Here is a 19,034-nt window from a genome sequence, read left to right on the forward strand (position 1 = left end):
TTCTTATGATGCGTGACACAGTTCGTCGTGTCAATGCATCAGCTCACACCCTTGCGCCGGGAGGAACCGTCGATGTTCGCTCTACATGAGAAGGTCGCTGTAGTCACCGGCGGCACGAAGGGCATCGGCGTCGGCATCGCCGAAGTGCTGGCGGAGGCGGGTGCCACGGTCATCATTGCCGGACGCGATCACGCTGCCGCAAAAGATCAGGCAGCCAAGATCATTGCCGCCGGCGGGTCCGCGGCTGCGATCCCCTTGGACGTCACCGACGAGAACTCAGTCGTGGCGGCGTGCGATGGAATCAAAGCGGAACACGGGACGCCCTGGCTGCTGGTCAACAACGCCGGTCTTCAACATCGCGAGTTGCTCTTGGAAGCTTCGGCGTCGGAATGGGACCGGACCAATGCGGTCAATGTCCGCGGCCCGTTCTTCATGACCAGAGAGCTGGGGCGAGCGATGGCCGCCGGCGGGTGCGGTGGCCGCATCGTGAACATCGGCTCGAACGTGTTGCGTGGCGGCTTCGTCAAAGGCGTGTCCGCGTATGCCGCGTCGAAGGGTGCGCTGCTGGCGCTCAGCAGTGCCAGCGCGTTCGAGCTTGCCGAACACGGCATCACCGTCAATACGATTCTGCCGGCAACGGTGATCACACCGGGCGCCATCGCCGCGGTGGCGGGCCCCTCCCTGGAGGGGCCCGCGATGCGTCAGGCGCCGTTCGGCTTCCAGGAGCCGCGCGAAATCGGAGCCGCTGTGCTGTATTTCGCCTCGGACGCAGCCCGCCCGGTCACCAACCAGGTAATCGCGATCGACGGCGGCTTCTCCGTCAGTTATTAGTCACCCGGGCTCGGCGTTTGCCGCCACGAAGGCCGCGGTCGGCGAGCCCATGGTCTCGCGGTAGTCGATCGGTTGCTTGCCGTCCAGATCAGTGATGCCGTAACGGCGGCCGAGCTCCGCCCCGATGAGCGTGTGCCCCGAAAGTTCCGACAGCTGGGGGTCACGGGCGAGCGCATCGATTACCAGCGCGGTGAACTCAGGATGCTCCCATTGCGCAAGCTTCTCTCGGACATCGTCAGGCAGATGCTCGGACGGTAGGGACGTGATCAACTCCGTCAGAATGAAGCCCGGCCAGATCGAGACGGCTGAAACACCATGCGGTGCAAGATCGGTAGCCATATCAGCCATCATCTTGTCAGTGCCCGCCTTCGCTGCGCCGTAGGCGGCACCGTGGAAGTTGGTGACCGCCCCGTAGAAGGAGATACTGGCGATCAGCCCACGCCCGGCGGCCACCATGATGGGTGCCGCATGGTAGGCGGCCATATAGTTCGATCGCAGACCGACATCCAGCATGTCCGCCAACGCCGCTGGTTTCTCCCAGAACCCGCCGGGCGACGCCAGCGCGACCGGGTCCACCGCTGCCGCGTTGTTGACCAAGATGTCCAAGCGTCCGGTCTCCGCCGCGACGCGCCCGAACAGCGCCCGCACCTGTTCGTCGTCGCGATGGTCACAGGTGACGGCGACGCCGGCACCGCCCTTGGCCGCCACTTCGGCGACGACTGCCTCCAGCGCGTCGGTGCTTCGTGCGGTGACGTAGACGGTGGCACCGAGGGAACCGAAGCCGCGAGCAATGCCGCGGCCCAGGCCGCGACTGGCGCCGGTCACCACTACGACGGGCGCCTCACCCGGTCGTCCGGCAGTCATCGAAAGGCTCCTTCGATCATGTCCTCGCTGCGGCTCCACAGCCGCGCGCACAGCAGAGTATCGCCGGCAGATTTGTGCGCCTTCGCTATTCGCCGCTTCCCGTAGTGCTCCCCGGGCCGCCAGTCGGCACCCGAGGACGAATTGACCAGCCACACCAGGGTATCGGCACCCTTCTCAGGAGTCAGCAATAATCTGCTGAGCACGGAGTGATAAAGCAGCCGGGTGACACCGTGCGCCTGCATCGCGAAATTTGTTGCGACAGGGCCCGGCTGGAACGACACGGCGGACACCCCGACATCGCCGTACCGTCGCTGCAACTCCTTGGTGAACATGATGTTGGCCAACTTTGCCGCCGAGTAGGACGCGGACGCCGAGTACTTGCGCTCGGCGTTCAGATCCTCGAGGTCGAGCTTCGCCATCTTGTTGACGCTGCTCGATGTGGCTATGACGACCGCGCGGGACTCGGCCAGACGCGGCAGTAGTGCCGTGGTGAGAAGGAACGGGGCCAGGTGATTGACCTGCCACGTCAGCTCGTGACCGTCCTCGGTGACCTGCCGATCTCCCATGATGCCTCCGGCATTGTTCACCAGCACGTCGATCCTCGGATGATGCCGTAGCAGCGTCGCCGCCAGATCGCGCACGGCAGCCAGGCGGGCGAAATCGCATTGATAACTGACTGTTTCGAGTTCTTCGGAAGCCCTACGCACCTTGTCCTCAGATCGCCCCACGATGATGACCGCATGGCCGTCGGCCGACAGCGCGCGGGCCGCCGCACGGCCGATGCCATCGCTGGCACCGGTGATGACGATCGTTTTGGACATCAACGCCCTCTCCCAGAAATCGCCGTCACGCCACTTGACGCGACCGTGACGCACATCATACGGTAGCAATCAATCAATTGATTAATTCCCCTAGGCGAGGAGATCTCCCCCGCGATGACCACCACTGAAACGACTGTCGAACAGGACACCCTGGTGGGTTTGTACCGCACCGCGGCACGCATCCTGGCGTTCGACGAGACGTACCGCGCATCGATGATGGCCGGAAAGTTCGCCGGCATGTACTACTCCCCCAGGGGCCAGGAATTTGCCGCCGCGTCGGTGGCCGCACACCTGAACCCCGACGACTACGTCGTGACGACCTACCGCGGCCTGCACGATCAGATCGCCAAAGGCGTTCCGCTGCGGGACTTGTGGGCGGAATACCTCGGTCGGGCAGCTGGCACGTGCCGGGGCAAAGGGGGGCCAATGCACGTCACCTCCCCCAAGCATGGGCTGATGGTCACCACGGGTGTCGTCGGCTCCGGAATTCCGATCGCCAACGGCCTCGCGCTCGCCGCCCAGCTCCGCAAGACCCAGCAGGTCGCTGTGGCGAACTTCGGCGACGGAGCAACCAACATCGGTGCCTTTCACGAAAGCCTGAACCTCGCCTCGCTGTGGAAGCTGCCGGTCATCTTCGTCTGTCAGAACAACAAGTGGGCGGAATACACCTCCCTGGCCAACGGCACCACCGTGGAAGACATCGCCGACCGTGCGGCCAGCTACTCGATGCCCGGGGTCACCGTCGACGGCAACGACCCCTTGGCGCTCTACGAGGTGGCCCGGCAGGCGATCGACCGCGCCCGGCGCGGTGACGGCCCCACCCTGATCGAGGCGGTCACCTTCCGATTCTGCGGCCACTACTTCGGTGATCAGGGCGAGTACATCCCCGCCGACGAACTGGCCGCCGCGACGGCCGCCGATCCGATACCGCGTTATCGACACCGACTCATCGAGGAGTTCGGCATCGCCGCAGCCGATCTCGACGAAATAGACCGCGCCGCACAGGCAGAGGTCGACGACGCCGCCGAGTGGGCCTTCAGCCAGCCCCTTCCCGATGTGTCGGAACTGACCACCGATGTCTATTCGCAGGAGACCACCCGATGAGCACCGCAACCGCGTCCCGGACGAAGCCCAAGTCCATGTTGGACGCCATCCACGACGCACTGGACGTCGCGCTCGACCTGGATCAGAGCGTCTTCGAACTTGGCGAAGACATCCAAGATCCCAAGGGCGGTGGCTTCGGCATTCACAAAGGGCTGTCGACCAAGTTCGGTCCAGAACGCGTCCGGTGCACCCCGATCAGCGAACAGGCAATCATGGGTGCCGCCGTCGGTGCCGCGATCGCCGGCATGCGTCCGGTCGCCGAGATCATGCTGATGAACTTCATCTCCGTCGCCGCCGACCAGTTGTTCAACCACGCCGCCAAGCTGCGCTATATGTCCGGGGGTGTCACACCGGTACCCCTGACCGTGCGCACGACCACGGGCGCCGGAGCGGGTTTCGGCGCCCAGCACTCCGACATGCTGGAGAATCAACTCATCCACGTTCCCGGCCTCAAGGTCGTGGTGCCCTCGACCGCCGCCGACGCCAAAGGGCTTTTGCTCTCCAGCATCTTTGATGATGACCCGGTGGTGTTCGTCGAGATGAGCAGCCTGTACTTCGCGGTTCGCGACGAGGTTCCAGAGGGTGACTACCGTGTGCCCCTGGGCTCGGCGCGCGTGGCCCGAGAGGGAACCGACCTGACTCTCATCACTTACGGCAAGCAGGTATTGGACTGCTTGGCGCTGGCCGAAAAGCTTGCCCAGGAGGGAATCTCTCTCGAGGTGATCGATCTGCGAACACTGCAGCCACTGGATACCCACACCATCTTCACCTCGGTGGCGAAGACCCGCCGCGCAGTCGTCGTCCACGAGGCCGTCACCCGTGGCGGGTTCGGCGCCGAACTATCCGCGCAGATCCACAGCGAACTGTTCGGCGAGCTGGCGGGCCCTGTCGGCCGAGTTGGTAGCGCGAATACCCCTGTCCCCTACGCATCGTCGCTAGAGCAGGCGTTCTTGCCGACCAGCCGTATCGAACCCGCTGTCCGCGCTCTGCTCGGCTGAACTGGAGACCGCACACATGCCCACTGAAGTACGCATCCCCAAACTCGGAGTCGCAGTCGAGGAAGGGCAGATCACCGACTGGCTCTGCGAAGACGGCGATGTCGTCGAGGCCGGTCAGCCGATCTACGACCTCGCCACCGACAAAACCGAGGTCGAAGTCGAGAGCCCAGCTTCCGGCCGGATCACCATCATCGGCGAGATCGAGGTCGACTATCCGGTCGGCACTCTCGTCGCCACCATCGAATAGCTTTCGGCGCCCAGCCCGCGGTTATGAAAGGCCCATCATGACAACCCAACTGACACCAGATGAGGCATCCGACACCATCGCGACGCCGTCCGCCACGCCGTACGTGCATCGAGACGACACGGACACCACCTCAGTGCCGTTTCGGCTCGCCGACGGTGTGCACGTCCCCGTCGAGCGCTACTTCGATCAGGAGTTCGCCGAACTCGAGAACACCAAGATGTGGCTGCATACCTGGCAGTGGATCGCCCGCGAAGAGGACATCCCCGAACCCGGTGACTACATCGAGTACACCATCATCGACCGGACCGTGGTCGCCGTCCGGCAACCCGACAGCAGCATCAAGGTGTTCCACAACGTCTGTCCACACCGTGCCACCCAGTTGGTCGAGAAAACCACCTGTGGAACCTTCGGCGGCAACCAGATCGTCTGCCCCTTCCACGGGTGGCGGTGGAACACCGACGGCTCACAGTCCTACATCTACGCCAAACAAGGATTTGTGGCAGGCTCGATTGACTCCGACGCGGTCGATCTGAGACACGTCAGATCGGCTGTCAAATACGGATTCATCTGGATCAACCTCGATGACGACGCACCATCGCTGGAGGACTTTCTCGGAACCTTCGACGATCACCTCGCCCCGATGGCGATGGAGCGGATGCGGGTGCGATGGTGGAAATACACCATCGCGGAGGCCAACTGGAAAGTCGCGCTGGAGGCCTTCCTGGAGGCCTACCACGTCATGCAGGCACACCCCGAACTTGCGATGGGCGCAACCGGTGACGACTACCTCGTCGATCAGATTCCCTACTTCCGTCACGGCATGGGCCACGTGGACACCACACCGCCCTTCGACCCGGCCACCTTCTCGATACCGGACCCTCCGGTCGCCGGAATGAGCGCCGGGCGGTTCTTCATCGACCAGAACCGGGTCTTGTTCGAGGGCACGGATGCCTACGCCACCGCCCGTGACGAGTACATTGCCGACCGCGTCCGCGACTTGCCGGACGAGGAGTTGCTCGGTCGTTTCTTCGAGGAGTTCTATTCCTACGCCGCGCAGGCCGACATCCCGATGCCCACCCTCAATCCCAACGCCTCCAGCTACGGCTTCGTATTCCCGAACTTCGTGTTCCTTGGAATGACCGGCAATCTGCTGTTCTACCGCGTGCGTCCCAACGGTCACGATCCCAACTCGTCGATCTTCGAAGCACTCGCCATGCAGATTCCCCGACAGTCCGACATGGAGAACGCGGCACCGCGCCCTGAAGGTCCACTGGCGGTCAATGATTGGCCGTTCGTATTGCGGCAGGACCACGAGAATGTCGCTCGCCAACAGGCTGGCTATCGCTCGGGCGCCATCAAACACACCACGATGTCACCCAAGTACGAGCCGATGATCTACTCCCTGCACAGCGAAATCGACCGCTACATTGCCACCTATTGAGCCGGGACCGCCGGCAATCCTTCGCGTCCACCCAGCCGGAATCGAGATCGAGGTCCGAGCCGGTGAGACGTTGCTCATGGCCGCCTGGCGTGCCGGATATCACTGGCCCACACTGTGTTACGGCATGGGTAGCTGCAATGCCTGCCAATGCGAAGTAGTGGAGGGCCACCATCTGACGTCGCCACGGACTGATGTGGAAGTGCAGCTGCTCGGGGACTTGAACAAACGTGTCCGGCGCGTCAACCCGCGCCGAGTTCGACTGGCCTGCCAACTGACAATCACCGGAGACGTCACGGTCCGCAAGGCAGGCGTGAAAATTGTTGATCAACAGGCGGACTTATCCGCGGGCAACAGTGAGGAGACACTCCGTGACCGCGAGAGAAGATGATTTCGACGTCATCGTGGTGGGGTTCGGCGCAGCGGGTGCCTGCGCCGCGATCGCTGCGGCGGAGGGCGGCGCACGAGTGCTCGTCGTAGACCGCGCCCTCGGCGGAGGCGCATCGGCTCTTTCGGGCGGAATCGTGTACGCCGGAGGCGGAACCCCCCACCAGAGGGCCGCGGGGTACGACGATGATCCCCAGAACATGTACAACTACCTCCATCAAGAGGTCAACGGCATCATCGATGACGACACGCTACGCCGATTCTGTGACGAGAGCGTAGACCGGCTGGCCTGGCTGGAAAAGCATGGGGCACAGTTCACCTCGTCGTTGTGTCCCTATAAGACGTCCTACCCCACCGACAAGCACTACCTGTACTTCTCCGGTAACGAAAAAGCCCATCCATACCGGTTGCATGCGAAGCCGGCTCCGCGCGGACACCGTCAGATCGCGAAGGGGATCGATTCTGGACGGGTGCTGTGGCAGCATCTTCGCGATGCTGCGCTGCGCCTAGGCGTCACTGTCATGCCGATGACACGGGTCGATGATCTGAGCGTCGAGTCAGACGGGACATGGCGGGCTGAATGCCGAACCTGGGCCGACGATGGATCGGCGGCGGTCGCGCGCTACCGGCGCGCCAGTGCCCTCGGGGCGAAGTTCAGCAACTGGGTGCCGCCGATCGGACGCAATCTCAATGCCATTGCCGAGCGACTGTGGCTGCGCAGAGCCCGGCCACGCACGTTCACGGCCCGAACTGTTGTCCTCGCCGCGGGTGGTTTCGTCTTCAACCAGGACATGCTGCGTCGACATTCACCGGCGTTTTCCCAGATACGACCTCTGGGCACTTCCGGCGATGACGGCAAAGGAATCGCTTTGGGCGTGGCCGCGGGCGGCACCACCAGCCATCTCGACCACGTCACTGCGTGGCGCTTCCTGACGCCACCGTCGGCCATGATCGAAGGCATCACCGTGGGGGTCAACGGCGAGCGCATCGCCAACGAAGACCTTTACGGTGCAACCCACTCCGATGTCATGGTCAAGAACTTCGGCGGCAAGGGATTCCTGATCCTGGATGCCCACACCTGGAAGCGTGCGCGGAAACAGGTGATGGATCAGACCGACGTCTTCTTTCAGCGGCTGCAATTGGTCGGTCTACTCACCACGGGTCACCGCAAGGCGGCAACGCTCGATGAACTGGCCGAAAAGGTGGGGATCTCCGCCGCCGGCCTGGCCGCCACGGTCAGCGCATACAACGATGCCATCGCCACCGGGACGGAGGACCCAGGGCATAAGGCCGCCGAACTTTGCGTTCCCATCGCGCGCGGGCCTTTCTACGCAATAGACATCTCGCTTGGCCCTTCGCTGTCGTATCCGGCGCCCGGCTTGACTCTCGGCGGACTCGATGTCAGCGGAGACAGCGGCCTTCTGCTGACACCGGAGGGTGAGTCGATTCCAGGTCTGTATGCCGCAGGCCGCACTGCTGTGGGGGTGTGCTCGAACAGTTACGTGAGCGGGCTCGCGCTGGCCGACTGCGTCTTCTCCGGGAAGCGTGCCGGCGAGCATGCCGCCCGGACGATAGCCGGCGCCGAGAACAACGCCACGTCGTCGCCCGCGTGACCCGAGGGAGTTCTATGTCCGAGCCCGTGCTCGTTACCGGGGCCTTCGGTCTCGTTGGGTCTGAGACTCTGAAACGGCTACTCGAGGGCGGCCGGCACGTGGTGGCCACGGATCTGGACCTGCCAACCAATAGGGTGGCCGCTGCACGGTATGCCGGCATAGACGTGCGTTGGACCGACCTCACCGTCCCGGGCGCGGCGGATGATCTGCTGTCGGACGTTCGCCCCGCGGCCGTCATCCACTTGGCGGCGATCATCCCGCCGGCGTGCTACAGCCGCCCTGCACTGTCTCGCAAGGTCAACATCGACGCCACTGCGTCACTCCTGCGGGCGGCAGAGTCCTTGACCACGCCGCCGCGATGGGTGCAGGCGTCGAGTGTCTCTGCGTGCGGGCCGCGCAATCCACACACCCACTCCGATCTGCTCAACGCGCACACCGTGTTGCGGCCAACGGACCTTTATGGCCAGCACAAGGCCGAAGCCGAGGCGCTGGTTCGGGCCTCGGAACTGGAGTGGGTAATCCTGCGCGCGGGCGGAGTGGTGAGCGCCGAGCCGCAGCTCGATCTGGATCTGGACATCCTGTATTTCCAGAGCCTGTTGCCCGTCGACGGGCGCATTCAGACCGTGGATGTGCGGGACGTCGCGGCAGCGTTCGTGGCGGCAACGACTGCCGATGCCGTAGGTGAGGTCTTGCTCATCGGGGGCGATCGATCGCACCGGTTGGTCCAGGGTGAGGTGGGCGCGGCGATGGCGGCAACCATGGGTTTGGTGGATGCGCTACCGGTGGGCCGACCCGGCGATCCCACCAGCGACGACGGTTGGTTTACCACCGATTGGATGGACACTACGAGGGCACAGGAAGTCCTGGCCTTCCAACACCACTCCTGGCCGGACCTGCTGGCCGAAGTGGCCGACAGAACTGGTTGGAAGCGTTATCCGCTGCGCTGCATGGCGCCGCTGGCTCGACGTTTCCTCACCAGACGATCGCCTTACCACCGGGCTACCGGAAGCTATGCCGATCCGTGGGGTGGCGTCCGCAGCAAGTTCGGCGAACCCGACCCCGACACTTCACCCCACGCCCGGCATTGAGGTGCAGAACGACGACCGCAACGGATAGTCGACAGTTGACCGCTGCGTCATGCCAAACTAGATCGACACACTCCGTCTAGCCAAGGGGCAAAAGTGTCCATCAACTCGTCGCCGATATTGGGCAGACCGGTGGGCGCCAATGGGGACGAGACCCGGCGACGCATCATCGACGCCACCATGCGGTGCGTGGCAGAGGTCGGCTACGGCGGTGCGACCATCCGTGAGATCGCGAAGATGGCCCAGATGACCAGCGGAAGCCTGTACCACTACTTCTCGAACAAGAATGAACTCGTCAAGGCGACCTTCGACGAGGTCGCGGAGATGTCGATACCCCGAGTTGCGGCGGCCGCTCGACGTGACGAGAACTACATCGACAGGTTGATGGCCGTCCTCGACGAATGCGATCAGATGATGCGTGAGTATCCGCTCATTGCAGCCTTCGATCGCGCCATCCGCGTCGAGAGCACCCAGCATCTGCATCTGGCGGAAAATGCCGACACGATGTTCACCACGCTGCGTGACGTTCTGGTGGATATCCTGGCGCAGGCGGAAAGCGATCAGGCGCTGAGATCCGGTGTTGAAGTGGATAGCGCGGCCACCGCAATATTCGTGGTCTTGAGAGGGTTGACCGACTACGCGGCAACCGCACCGGCAGACGAGTACCACGCCACCGTTGTCGCGCTCAAGCAACTGATCAGCGGCACGCTTTTCACCCAGCGAGCGAACTAGACGATCTGCTGCTCGCGATAAAACGTGGCCGCTTCCCGGATCGATTGTTCAATCGGAGTCGGTTTCCAGCCGAGTTCACGTTCGGCCTTGCCATGATCCAGCGGAGACATCTTGTCGATCATGCTGAATGACCTTCTGACGAACTTGACCTCGCGACCGCACAAGTCTGCTACCACCTGGACTATCGATGACAGCGCCAACATCACCTTGCGCGGCACGGCAATCCACGGCGACCGCACACCGCCGGCGGCCGCGGCCAGGGTGTGGAGTTCGCGAGTGCTGATGAAACGGTCAGAAATGATGTAACGCTCCCCCACGCGACCGCGTTCCTCAGCCAGGATCATCGCCCTGGCGGCATCTTCGATGCCGACGACCTCTTGGCCGACACCACTGAAATAGAAGGGCGCCTTGCCTGCCGAAACCAGCGCGATCATCCCGCCATGCGGTGTCGGCTGCCAGTCGCGGGGTCCGTAGGTGTTGGAGATGCACAAGGCAACCGCGGGCAGTCCCTTGTCCCGCGCATAGTGCAGCACCAGATTCTCCGCTTCTACCCGGCACTGGGTATAGGCACCGCCGTCGTCGTACCAGTTGATCGGGTCGTCCTCGGTCACCAGCGAACCGTCATCACTGACGGCAAGCGTGGCGATGGTGCTCATGAAGACGAATCGTTGCAGATCTGCTGCGACGGCGGCGTCGAGCACGTGTTTCAGACCGTCGACGTTGGTACGGAAGAGGGGTGCGGGATCCTTCAGCCAGGCCCGCGCATCCACCACGCAGTAAAACACCGTGTCGACATCCTGCATGGCAGCGTGCAGTGCGTCGTCATCGAAGACGTCGCCGTACACCCTTTCGACATCGAGATCGTCAATTCCTCTGGTGGAACTGGTTTCTCGAAGCATGACCCGGACATGGTCGCCTCGTTCGACCAGTTGACGCGTCACATTGGAGCCGATGAAACCGCTTGCCCCGATGACGAGCTTCCTCTTGGAAATCATCGCACTCCTTCATCATGAATCGCGGCGGATGTAACCGGGTCGGAATCCGCGGCAGGGCGCGCAGCGGCGAACCAGGTGTTCTCTTCACGAAGGTTCGTACTGCGCCAGCCTGTGCTGGTGCGGATCAGTTGGTGCCGATACCAACCTCCGCAGACGCTGAGTTCAGTCGACCCCGGCAAGCGCATCGGGTTGTAGAACATGGCAATGACTTCGGCAGCGTCTTCCGAGAAATCGATCTCGATGTTGGTGATGAAGTGCTGCTTCATCGGCAGCATCGGCATTGTCGCGCTCATGTACTCGACGACTTCGTCACGGGTTCCAGCGATTCCGCCCAAGGGCGTGTAGTCGATGGCAGCGTCCTCAGTGAACAACGAACGCCACAGCTTCCAGTCACCGGTGTCGACGGCTCGCGCGTACTTGCTCAGAAAGTCCTGGATCTCCGCTCGGTCGCAGAGGTTCTGGATATCCATCAACCGCTCCTATACTTGCTGCGCACCGAACTCAACAGCGGACTCTTGCCCGATGAATTGCTCTATTGCCCAGCCYTTTTCATAACTCGATACCGCTGCAGCCTCGAAAGTCATCGAGGTGTACTTCCAACCCTGCGCTGTCCGGACGTACTCGTTGACGTACTTTCCGAACGTCCAGAAGGCTTGCTTGTCGGGCGTGGTGGTGGTCACCAACGCGTGCCACTCACCACTGGCCCGATCGCCGTTGACGTCGATGATCGGGTTCATCACGTTGTGCACGATGAAGGGAATCGACTGGAACTGGGTGAAGAGCTCCTCAATCGCTGCAGCCCCTTCTGCGCGAACAGCATTGAAGGGTCCCACCCAGAGGCCATCCGTGGTGAACAGGTCGGCGACCGCTTTGGGATGCTGGTGTGTGGGACCGACCCAACCGCCATCGTTGAGATTGACGTACCGCGCCTGCAGTTTCGCAATGACGTCGCGATCTTCCAGAGCCTGCACCCGCTCTTCGAGGGACTTGACCATCTCAACTCCTTCTGCCAAACGCGACAAAGCCAAGTGCGACTGACGATTCAGACCGCTGTTCGAAGCCGCGGAAGGCAACATCCATAATCGATACCTATAATCAATCGCTTGATTGATTCGTATGGTGCATGACACAATGCGCAAGTGTCAAGGGGTGGTTCCATCGGTTGGCACCGTTACTAGACCGGACGAGATTGCCGCGCCCGCCATAGCGACACGCAGATGCATGGACACGCCATGACCGCCCGGTGGCGACGTCCCGGCCGACCGGCCCATCGCTGACTACCCGGGGACCGGAGAGCACATCACCATGCGTCAAATCCCACCCACGCTTGTTGAACAGTACGTAGCCAACGGGTGGTGGACCACCGATACCATCGGAAGCCTGCTCGCACACGGGTTGGCCGCGAGCACTGACGTCGCTTTCGAGGTGCATTCGGAAGTCCGCCCGTGGGCCGGCACCTTCGCCGACGTTGAACTCATTGCGCGCAGGCTCGCCGCCGGACTTCGAGAACGCGGCGTCGGTCCCGGTGATGTCATGGTGGTTCAACTGCCGAACTGGATGGAAGCGGCCGCAGCCTTCTGGGCGTCGGCGATACTCGGTGCCGTCGTGGTACCGGTCGTCCACTTCTACGGCCCCAAAGAGATTCGGCATATCGTGAGTACCACGAAGCCACGCGTGGTGATCACTGCCGAGAACTTCGGCCGGTTGCAGTACCAACCTGATCTGTACACCGATGTTCCCGTGATCGGCGTGGTCGGGCGAGACTTCGACGATCTGCTCGGCGCAGCGCCGCTGACCGGAACCATCGAGACTGACGCTGCCGCGCCCGCTCTGATCGCGTTCACCTCCGGTACCACGAGCAACGCCAAGGGCGTCATCCACAGCCATCAGACTCTTGGGTTCGAGGCGCGGCAACTGGCCGCCCTCTACCCCGAGGATGGCCATCCGCTGATCACCGGCGCTCCGGTCGGCCATTTCATCGGGATGTTGAGCGCATTCATGCTCCCGGTGCTGACGAGGTTGCCGATCCATTTGGTCGACGTCTGGAATCCAGCACAGGTGTTGAGATTGATGAGCGGTCGCGGGCTCAAAGTCGGCGGTGGTGCGCCCTATTTCGTCACAAGCATTCTGGACCACCCCGACTTCACACCCGGACACCTGGACTTCATGCGCTATGCCGGATTGGGCGGATCGACGGTCCCCCTGGCTGTGACCCGGCGGCTCAGCGATCTGGGCATCGTGGCTTACCGCTCGTACGGCAGCACCGAGCACCCGTCGATCACCGGGTCCAGCCCCACCGACCCGGCAAAGAAGCGTGAACTCACCGACGGCGCCCCACTGCCCGGTGTGGAGATTCGGTTGGCGGCCGATGGTGAGATCCTTTCCCGGGGGCCAGATCTGTGCCTCGGTTACACCGATGAAGCCCTGACCGCCAAGGCCTTCGACGATGAAGGCTGGTACCACACCGGCGATATCGGGACTCTCGACGAGGACGGTCACCTCACCATCACCGACCGTAAGAGCGACATCATCATTCGCGGCGGCGAGAACATCAGCGCGCAGGAGGTGGAGGAGGCCCTTCTCAGCCTGCCCGCGGTGGCGGAGGCATCGGTAGTGTCCGCGCCTGATACCCGACTCGGTGAGCACGCTGCGGCAGTGCTGCGGATCAAGCCGGGGAGCACGATGCCGACGCTCGGCCAGGTACGTGATCACCTGGCACAGATCGGCCTGGCGAGGCAGAAGTGGCCCGAGGAACTTCATCAGGTCGACGACTTTCCGCGCACCCCGAGCGGCAAGGTCCAGAAGACGCTGGTGCGCACGTTCGTGGCGGAGCATCGCCTTGACGCGGCAGTGTGCAGCCCGCAGTGAAGCTGGCGTTCAACCTCCCCCACACCTTGCGGATCAGCGCGATGATGCAATCGTGGGAGGCGAGCGTCACCGGCGTCGATCAGACTCGTATGGTCAAGCGCGCAGACCAGCTGGGTTACGACATGGTTGCGGTGCCTGAGCATTTCGTCATCCCCGCTGACCAGGTCGAGCTGTCCGGACCACACTACTTTCACTCGACGACGGCTCAGGCATACATCGCCGGCGCCACCGAGCGCATCAGGGTCAACTCCTGTGTGAGCATCCTGCCGCTGCAGAGTCCCGTCGTGACGGCCAAAGCCCTCGCCACAGCGGATTGGCTCAGCAACGGACGGATGGTGGTGACATTCGGAGTGGGATGGATGCGCCGCGAATTCGAGGCGCTCGGCGTGCCGTTCCGCGAACGCGGGCGGATCAGTGATGAGTACCTCGCGGCCATCACCGAACTCTGGACCAGTGACTCGCCGAGCTTCGACGGAAACTATGTGGCGTTCGACGACATTGCATTCGAGCCAAAACCCGTTCAGCAGCCGGGTATCCCGATATGGATCGGCGGGGATGCCGACGCCGCACTCAGACGTGCCGCGCGCTTCGGAGCGGGTTGGTGGCCTTTCCTCACTCCGCCCGAGGATATTCCGGCACGCCTCGACTTCATCAAGTCGCAGCCGGCGTATGACGGGCGCGCGTTTGACGTGATGCAGGCGATGTCGATGCCGAGAATCAATGAGCGTCACGAGGCCGTTCGCAGCGATGTCGCGGGACAGGACCCCGCGGGCGCAGCGGAGATCATTGACCGATTGAACTGGTTGGCCGAACTCGGCGTCACGATCAGTTCGGTACCCACCCCCGCGGTGAAAAATGTTGAGGCGTATCTGGATTATGCGCAATGGGTGGTCGAGGAGATCAGATCGCATGTTCGGTGAAATGGGTTCAGCTGGGCCGACTCAGGTCGAAGTGATGTGACCAGCGGCGCCTATTTCCTGCCAGCGGTTCCTGGTGTGGACCAGGGTCGATGAGACGCTCGACAGACCAAGTCTGCCGACCGTTGCGCCTGACGTGTCAGAATAGGAAAAATTGAACGAGCGGGGACACCATGGCAGCTTCAGCTCGGCGTGTTGGCGCCGAAACCTCCAAAACGAGAGACATCCTCCTGGACTGGGTCGAGAGGATGATGTTCGAGGAGGGCTACGCCAGCATCAGTTACCGGGCGCTGGCCGCAAAAGCAGAGATCAGCCCGAGTTTAGTCCAGTACTACTTCCCCAGTCTCGATGACATCTTCGTCGCCGCGATCCGCCGCTACTCCGAACGAAACCTGGCCTTCCTAGTCACGGCGTTGGCCGAGCGCGCCGACGATCCGCTACGGGCGGTATGGGAGTACAGCTGGGATGAGGCGACCGGTGCCATGATGACCGAGTTCATGGCACTGGGCAATCACCGTAAATCGATCCGGAGCGAGATCGCCGCGGTGACCGAAAGCGTGCGCAAGGCGCAGCTGGCCGCCCTGGTCGGGAAATACGGGAAGGACGCCCGACCGGTCGGCGACCTGTCGCTACCGGCCCTGCAGCTGTTGATGTCGGGTTTACCCAAACTGCTCAACCTGGAGGAGAATATCGGGGTGAAGTCGGCGCACTCTGAGGTAACCGGTGCGTTCGAACGGTTCATTGACGAGGTCGAGCCGCCGAAGATCACAACCAGCAAGCGCAAGGCGACGCCGCGTCGCCGAAAATCGACAGCCGGCTGAGGCTGCGCCGACACGGTCAGTCTCGGGAGAACATTCCGCGATAGCCGTGCGCGGGATGCCGCTGGCTGATATCGGCGCCGCTGACCCCGAAGAGTTTCTCCCGCAACGTTCCCGGGTGGTAGTCGCGTTGCATCAGTCCCCGTCCCTGCAGGACAGGGACCACGTGGTCGAAGAACTCGTCATAGCTCTCCGGCAGCATTGCGTTCATCACTTGCACACCGTCCACCCCGGCATTCTGATACTCCTCGAGCCGGTTGGCGATGGTCTCCGGCGACCCGACCACCATCTGCGGGAGCGACAGGGACGACAGAAAATCCTTGATGGTCGGGACCTGACCCTCGGGCCAAGCCTTGATCAGCGACAGGAATGCACCCCGAATACCCGGGATCTCATCGACGATGTCGATCAATGCGGTAGTGGCCGCATACTTGCCGAGATCGACACCGCTCAAGCTGGAGAAGTAGGCCGTCTGGGCCTCGGCGCTCCGAAAGCCCTCGAGCTCCGCCCATTTGCGGTACGCCTCATCGTCTGTCGATCCGATCACGAACATCATCCCCTGCAGGAACAGAATGTCACCGTCACGCCGGCCCCTGTCTCGGGCGAGCCCGCGAACGGTGTTGATCTGTTCGGCGATCGACTCCAGTGTCATGGCCGACAGGAACATCAGTTCGGCGTTGCCTGCCGCGAACTCCAGCCCCGCGGGCGATCCGCCGGCCTGCGCGAGAACCGGGGTCCGCTGCGGGGACGGCTCCATCAGGTTGAATCCCTCGATGCTGTAACGCTCGCCGCGGTGATTGATGTCGTGCACCCGCGTTGGGTCGGCGTACACGCCGCGCTCTGCATCGTTGACGATCGCATCGACGTCCCATGAGCCCTCCCACAGCTTGTAGGTGACGTCGACGTACTCTTGGGCCCACGCGTAACGCTCCTCGTGGGACAGGTTGCCGGGCAGGCCCAGATTGCGAAAGGCCTTCTCGTTCGCCGAGGTCACGATGTTCCAGCCGACACGGCCGTTACTCAGGTGATCGAGTGTCGAGGCTGCCCGAGCGAAGACGAACGGATGGTGCGATATCACCGAGCTGGTGTACAGGAAACCGAGATCGTCGGTCGCGTGTGCCATCGCAGGGATGACCATCGTGCAATCACCGATCGGGACGTTCATCGCCATCTCGAACACGACGTCCCGGGAACCGTTATATTCTCCCTGGACACCGATGACATCGGTGAAAAAGAACGCATCGACCTTGGCCTGCTCGGCCCGCTTCGCCAGGTCGACCCACAGATCGAAAGTCTTGAAATCGCGATTACGGGCACGCGGATGCCGCCAGATCCCGTGAAAGTTGTGACCGATGGAGTCCATCAGCAGCAGCGTGAAGATCAGGCGCTTAGACATGCCGGTATTCCTTTGTCGCACAATGGGAAAGAGGACCTGTACAGATGTATAGCAGAATACTGCGACAGCCGTCCTGTGTTCGGCCGTATCGGCGCGGCGAGGTCCCCCTAGGACTGGCGTGCTGTCGACAGCCCGGGGATATTGCGCGGGGGTGACGAGCGTTCCAGCGCTCCCGCCGCGACCTCGCCGTCCCAGGTGTAGCGCACACCGGCTTGGTGCAGCGCGGACAACGCGTTATCCGAGTCGGGGTCACCGAGATTGAACACCGATACCGTCGTGGTGCCTTCGATCTCCGTGCGACCCAGCTCGGACTCCAGAACCAGTGACACATCGTCGCCGATGACCGGTGGAGCCGATAGCCACGGCGCGGACACCACCCGGGCCGGGACAAGTCCGCCATCACCGGTGAAGAGGTATCCCTCGTTGTAGGAGTTCGAGCCGTCAGGGCGGGGGCGGTAGGCGATGTACCCGAATCCTCTACCGCTGGGAAACACCGCCGATTGTTGACAGTGCCCCCAGAAGCCCGCCATCTCACGGGGCCCCTGCCGACGCACCCGAGTTCCGCTGCCCGCAAACTCATATTCCTCACCGGCCACCCGGATTGAACCCGTAGCCCGGAAGAGTTGTTCGAAGCGCTCTCCGCCCATGAAGGTGCCCTCCCTCGCCGAGGACATCAGCCGGGCTGCTTCCTCAGACAGCGAGCCGTTCACCCATGGCGGTGCGGCCATCGAGGCCTCGATATGAAACTCGACGGGGACCGTGTGGCCGCCGCGCTCGCCCTTCAGCAGCGCGTCGGTCGTGGACTCCAACGCCGTGCCACGGAACGACGCGGTCGCGCTGTGGAACGGTCGCACACAACGGAACTCCAGTGGACCGGCACCGAGTACCGAGGCTCGACCTTCCTCGTCCAGCGACAAATGCCGGTCACCCAGTTCGCGTACCCGCAACACGCGTCCATCGCCGAAGGCCACGTTGACCTGGTACTGATGCTGGGCCCAGTTCGATCCGACGGCCTCGACCYCGATGCGCGGAAAGCCCACGAATCCCGCGTCGTCGTAAGCCCAGAAGCTCGCCGAATCCCGCATATCGGAGGCCGGTTGGTTGATCAGAAAATACTCCCGCGAGGCATCCAGCCCTCCGCTGAGATCGACCGTCATACGGGTTGTCTCGCGGCAGGCGTGGGCCAAGGGGCCCGTACGAACAAACCGCCATCGAGATGGATGATCTGCCCGGTGATCACCGCGGCGCGGTCCGAAAGCAAGAACACCACTGATTCGCCGATCTCCTCGGCGGTCGGCGACCGCCCAAGGCAGTTCAGCGAAGCCGCTGCCGCACCGACGGGTCCTTCCAAGACGAAGGGTAGTACCGCGTTGGCCCGGATCCCCTGCCGTCCGTACTTGCCCGCCACGAATCGGGTGACGGCGTTAAGGCCTGCCTTAGAGACCTGGTATCCAAATCGAGTGTCACCGGCCACGATCGAAGCCGCCGAGGATGTGAAAACGAAGGAGCCCCCGCCGCGCTCAGCCATTGCCGGGACCGTCCGTCGGGCCAGTCGCACCGCGGAGTTGAGGTTGATCTCCATCGAGGTGTTCCATGCATCATCATCGATATCGATGGACGCCTGCCGGTTGTCGTAGTACGCGGCGTTGAAGAAGACGGTGTCGATCGGCCCCAGTTCGTCGGTGGTGGCCTGCAGCGCTGCATCGACATCCGCGTCCTGGGTGAGATCGCAACGCACCGCAAAGGCGTTGCCGCCCAGGCCGCGCACCTCATCTGCAATCTCTTCGGCCACCTCAAGGCGCCGAGCCGCAAGGGCCACCGAAGCGCCTTCCCGCGCGGCAATCCGCGCGGTGGCGGCTCCGATCTGCGGGCCGGCACCGGCCAGGAACAGCACCTTTCCGGTCAACATGCCTTCTGCCA

The 19,034-nt window shown here is 62.9% G+C and carries 20 protein-coding genes; 12 read left to right on the forward strand and 8 right to left on the reverse strand.

The window, feature by feature from the left end:
- The first annotated feature begins 12 nt into the window (after nucleotides 1-12).
- Nucleotides 13-831, forward strand: a complete 819-nt coding sequence (locus tag AC1DTF_RS13880; RefSeq protein WP_477474474.1) for an SDR family NAD(P)-dependent oxidoreductase — start codon at nucleotides 13-15, stop codon at nucleotides 829-831.
- On the opposite strand, the gene AC1DTF_RS13885 is transcribed toward AC1DTF_RS13880, so the two are convergent.
- Both AC1DTF_RS13885 and AC1DTF_RS13890 read right to left on the reverse strand, forming a co-directional pair.
- Entirely contained in the window at nucleotides 832-1,695 is an 864-nt protein-coding gene (locus AC1DTF_RS13885) for an SDR family NAD(P)-dependent oxidoreductase (protein WP_477474475.1), read from the reverse strand.
- Nucleotides 1,692-2,516, reverse strand: a complete 825-nt coding sequence (locus tag AC1DTF_RS13890; protein WP_477474476.1) for an SDR family NAD(P)-dependent oxidoreductase — start codon at nucleotides 2,514-2,516, stop codon at nucleotides 1,692-1,694. The genes AC1DTF_RS13885 and AC1DTF_RS13890 overlap by 4 nt, the downstream gene beginning before the upstream one ends.
- A gap of 114 nt (nucleotides 2,517-2,630) precedes the next feature.
- Here AC1DTF_RS13890 and AC1DTF_RS13895 point away from each other — a divergent pair, with 114 nt between their 5' ends.
- From AC1DTF_RS13895 to AC1DTF_RS13930, 8 genes are all read left to right on the forward strand, one after another.
- Nucleotides 2,631-3,620 (forward strand): thiamine pyrophosphate-dependent dehydrogenase E1 component subunit alpha, encoded by a 990-nt coding sequence (locus AC1DTF_RS13895; RefSeq protein ID WP_477474477.1) that lies wholly within the window; start codon nucleotides 2,631-2,633, stop codon nucleotides 3,618-3,620.
- Nucleotides 3,617-4,618 carry an alpha-ketoacid dehydrogenase subunit beta gene (locus AC1DTF_RS13900; RefSeq protein ID WP_477474478.1) on the forward strand — a complete coding sequence of 334 codons (1,002 nt, stop codon included), beginning with the start codon at nucleotides 3,617-3,619 and terminating at the stop codon, nucleotides 4,616-4,618. Before AC1DTF_RS13895 ends, AC1DTF_RS13900 begins: the two co-directional genes overlap by 4 nt.
- Nucleotides 4,619-4,634: 16 nt before the next feature.
- Nucleotides 4,635-4,865: a biotin/lipoyl-containing protein gene (locus AC1DTF_RS13905; protein WP_477474479.1), complete on the forward strand. Its 231-nt coding sequence runs from the start codon at nucleotides 4,635-4,637 to the stop codon at nucleotides 4,863-4,865.
- A gap of 37 nt (nucleotides 4,866-4,902) precedes the next feature.
- Nucleotides 4,903-6,306 (forward strand): aromatic ring-hydroxylating oxygenase subunit alpha, encoded by a 1,404-nt coding sequence (locus AC1DTF_RS13910; protein WP_477474480.1) that lies wholly within the window; start codon nucleotides 4,903-4,905, stop codon nucleotides 6,304-6,306.
- Nucleotides 6,293-6,694 (forward strand): 2Fe-2S iron-sulfur cluster-binding protein, encoded by a 402-nt coding sequence (locus AC1DTF_RS13915; protein ID WP_477474481.1) that lies wholly within the window; start codon nucleotides 6,293-6,295, stop codon nucleotides 6,692-6,694. The genes AC1DTF_RS13910 and AC1DTF_RS13915 overlap by 14 nt, the downstream gene beginning before the upstream one ends.
- Nucleotides 6,675-8,303 (forward strand): FAD-binding protein, encoded by a 1,629-nt coding sequence (locus tag AC1DTF_RS13920; protein WP_477474520.1) that lies wholly within the window; start codon nucleotides 6,675-6,677, stop codon nucleotides 8,301-8,303. Before AC1DTF_RS13915 ends, AC1DTF_RS13920 begins: the two co-directional genes overlap by 20 nt.
- A gap of 14 nt (nucleotides 8,304-8,317) precedes the next feature.
- On the forward strand, nucleotides 8,318-9,391 hold the full coding sequence (locus AC1DTF_RS13925) for an NAD-dependent epimerase/dehydratase family protein (RefSeq protein WP_477474482.1): 1,074 nt from the start codon (nucleotides 8,318-8,320) through the stop codon (nucleotides 9,389-9,391).
- A 129-nt stretch (nucleotides 9,392-9,520) separates the two neighbouring features.
- Nucleotides 9,521-10,120: a TetR/AcrR family transcriptional regulator gene (locus AC1DTF_RS13930; RefSeq protein WP_477474521.1), complete on the forward strand. Its 600-nt coding sequence runs from the start codon at nucleotides 9,521-9,523 to the stop codon at nucleotides 10,118-10,120.
- Here AC1DTF_RS13930 and AC1DTF_RS13935 read toward each other — a convergent pair.
- From AC1DTF_RS13935 to AC1DTF_RS13945, 3 genes are read right to left on the reverse strand one after another with little or no spacing between them, the layout of a single operon-like run.
- Nucleotides 10,117-11,112 (reverse strand): NAD-dependent epimerase/dehydratase family protein, encoded by a 996-nt coding sequence (locus tag AC1DTF_RS13935; RefSeq protein WP_477474522.1) that lies wholly within the window; start codon nucleotides 11,110-11,112, stop codon nucleotides 10,117-10,119. The two genes, AC1DTF_RS13930 and AC1DTF_RS13935, sit on opposite strands and share 4 nt — an antisense overlap.
- Nucleotides 11,112-11,585, reverse strand: a complete 474-nt coding sequence (locus AC1DTF_RS13940) for a nuclear transport factor 2 family protein (RefSeq protein WP_477474483.1) — start codon at nucleotides 11,583-11,585, stop codon at nucleotides 11,112-11,114. Before AC1DTF_RS13940 ends, AC1DTF_RS13935 begins: the two co-directional genes overlap by 1 nt.
- Nucleotides 11,586-11,594: 9 nt before the next feature.
- Nucleotides 11,595-12,110, reverse strand: a complete 516-nt coding sequence (locus AC1DTF_RS13945) for a nuclear transport factor 2 family protein (protein WP_477474484.1) — start codon at nucleotides 12,108-12,110, stop codon at nucleotides 11,595-11,597.
- Between the two features lie 310 nt (nucleotides 12,111-12,420).
- On the opposite strand from AC1DTF_RS13945, the gene AC1DTF_RS13950 reads away from it, so the two are divergent.
- The 3 genes from AC1DTF_RS13950 (at nucleotide 12,421) to AC1DTF_RS13960 (ending at nucleotide 15,721) form a co-directional block, all read left to right on the forward strand.
- The gene (locus tag AC1DTF_RS13950; protein WP_477474485.1) at nucleotides 12,421-13,983 is read left to right on the forward strand and encodes an AMP-binding protein; all 1,563 of its coding nucleotides are present in this window, start codon (nucleotides 12,421-12,423) and stop codon (nucleotides 13,981-13,983) included.
- Nucleotides 13,980-14,903, forward strand: a complete 924-nt coding sequence (locus tag AC1DTF_RS13955) for a TIGR03619 family F420-dependent LLM class oxidoreductase (protein ID WP_477474486.1) — start codon at nucleotides 13,980-13,982, stop codon at nucleotides 14,901-14,903. The genes AC1DTF_RS13950 and AC1DTF_RS13955 overlap by 4 nt, the downstream gene beginning before the upstream one ends.
- Before the next feature lie 170 nt (nucleotides 14,904-15,073).
- Nucleotides 15,074-15,721 carry a TetR/AcrR family transcriptional regulator gene (locus AC1DTF_RS13960; protein WP_477474487.1) on the forward strand — a complete coding sequence of 216 codons (648 nt, stop codon included), beginning with the start codon at nucleotides 15,074-15,076 and terminating at the stop codon, nucleotides 15,719-15,721.
- A 16-nt stretch (nucleotides 15,722-15,737) separates the two neighbouring features.
- On the opposite strand, the gene AC1DTF_RS13965 is transcribed toward AC1DTF_RS13960, so the two are convergent.
- The 3 genes from AC1DTF_RS13965 to AC1DTF_RS13975 form a co-directional block, all read right to left on the reverse strand.
- Nucleotides 15,738-17,114 (reverse strand): NtaA/DmoA family FMN-dependent monooxygenase, encoded by a 1,377-nt coding sequence (locus AC1DTF_RS13965; RefSeq protein WP_477474488.1) that lies wholly within the window; start codon nucleotides 17,112-17,114, stop codon nucleotides 15,738-15,740.
- Between the two features lie 107 nt (nucleotides 17,115-17,221).
- Nucleotides 17,222-18,271, reverse strand: coding sequence for a hypothetical protein (locus AC1DTF_RS13970; RefSeq protein ID WP_477474489.1), 1,050 nt, complete (start codon nucleotides 18,269-18,271; stop codon nucleotides 17,222-17,224).
- A complete protein-coding gene (locus AC1DTF_RS13975) occupies nucleotides 18,268-19,023 on the reverse strand; it encodes an SDR family NAD(P)-dependent oxidoreductase (RefSeq protein WP_477474490.1) in 756 nt (251 codons plus the stop codon). The genes AC1DTF_RS13970 and AC1DTF_RS13975 overlap by 4 nt, the downstream gene beginning before the upstream one ends.
- Between the last annotated feature and the right edge of the window lie 11 nt (nucleotides 19,024-19,034).

It is taken from the genome of Mycobacterium sp. P4_H6, assembly GCF_056400845.1.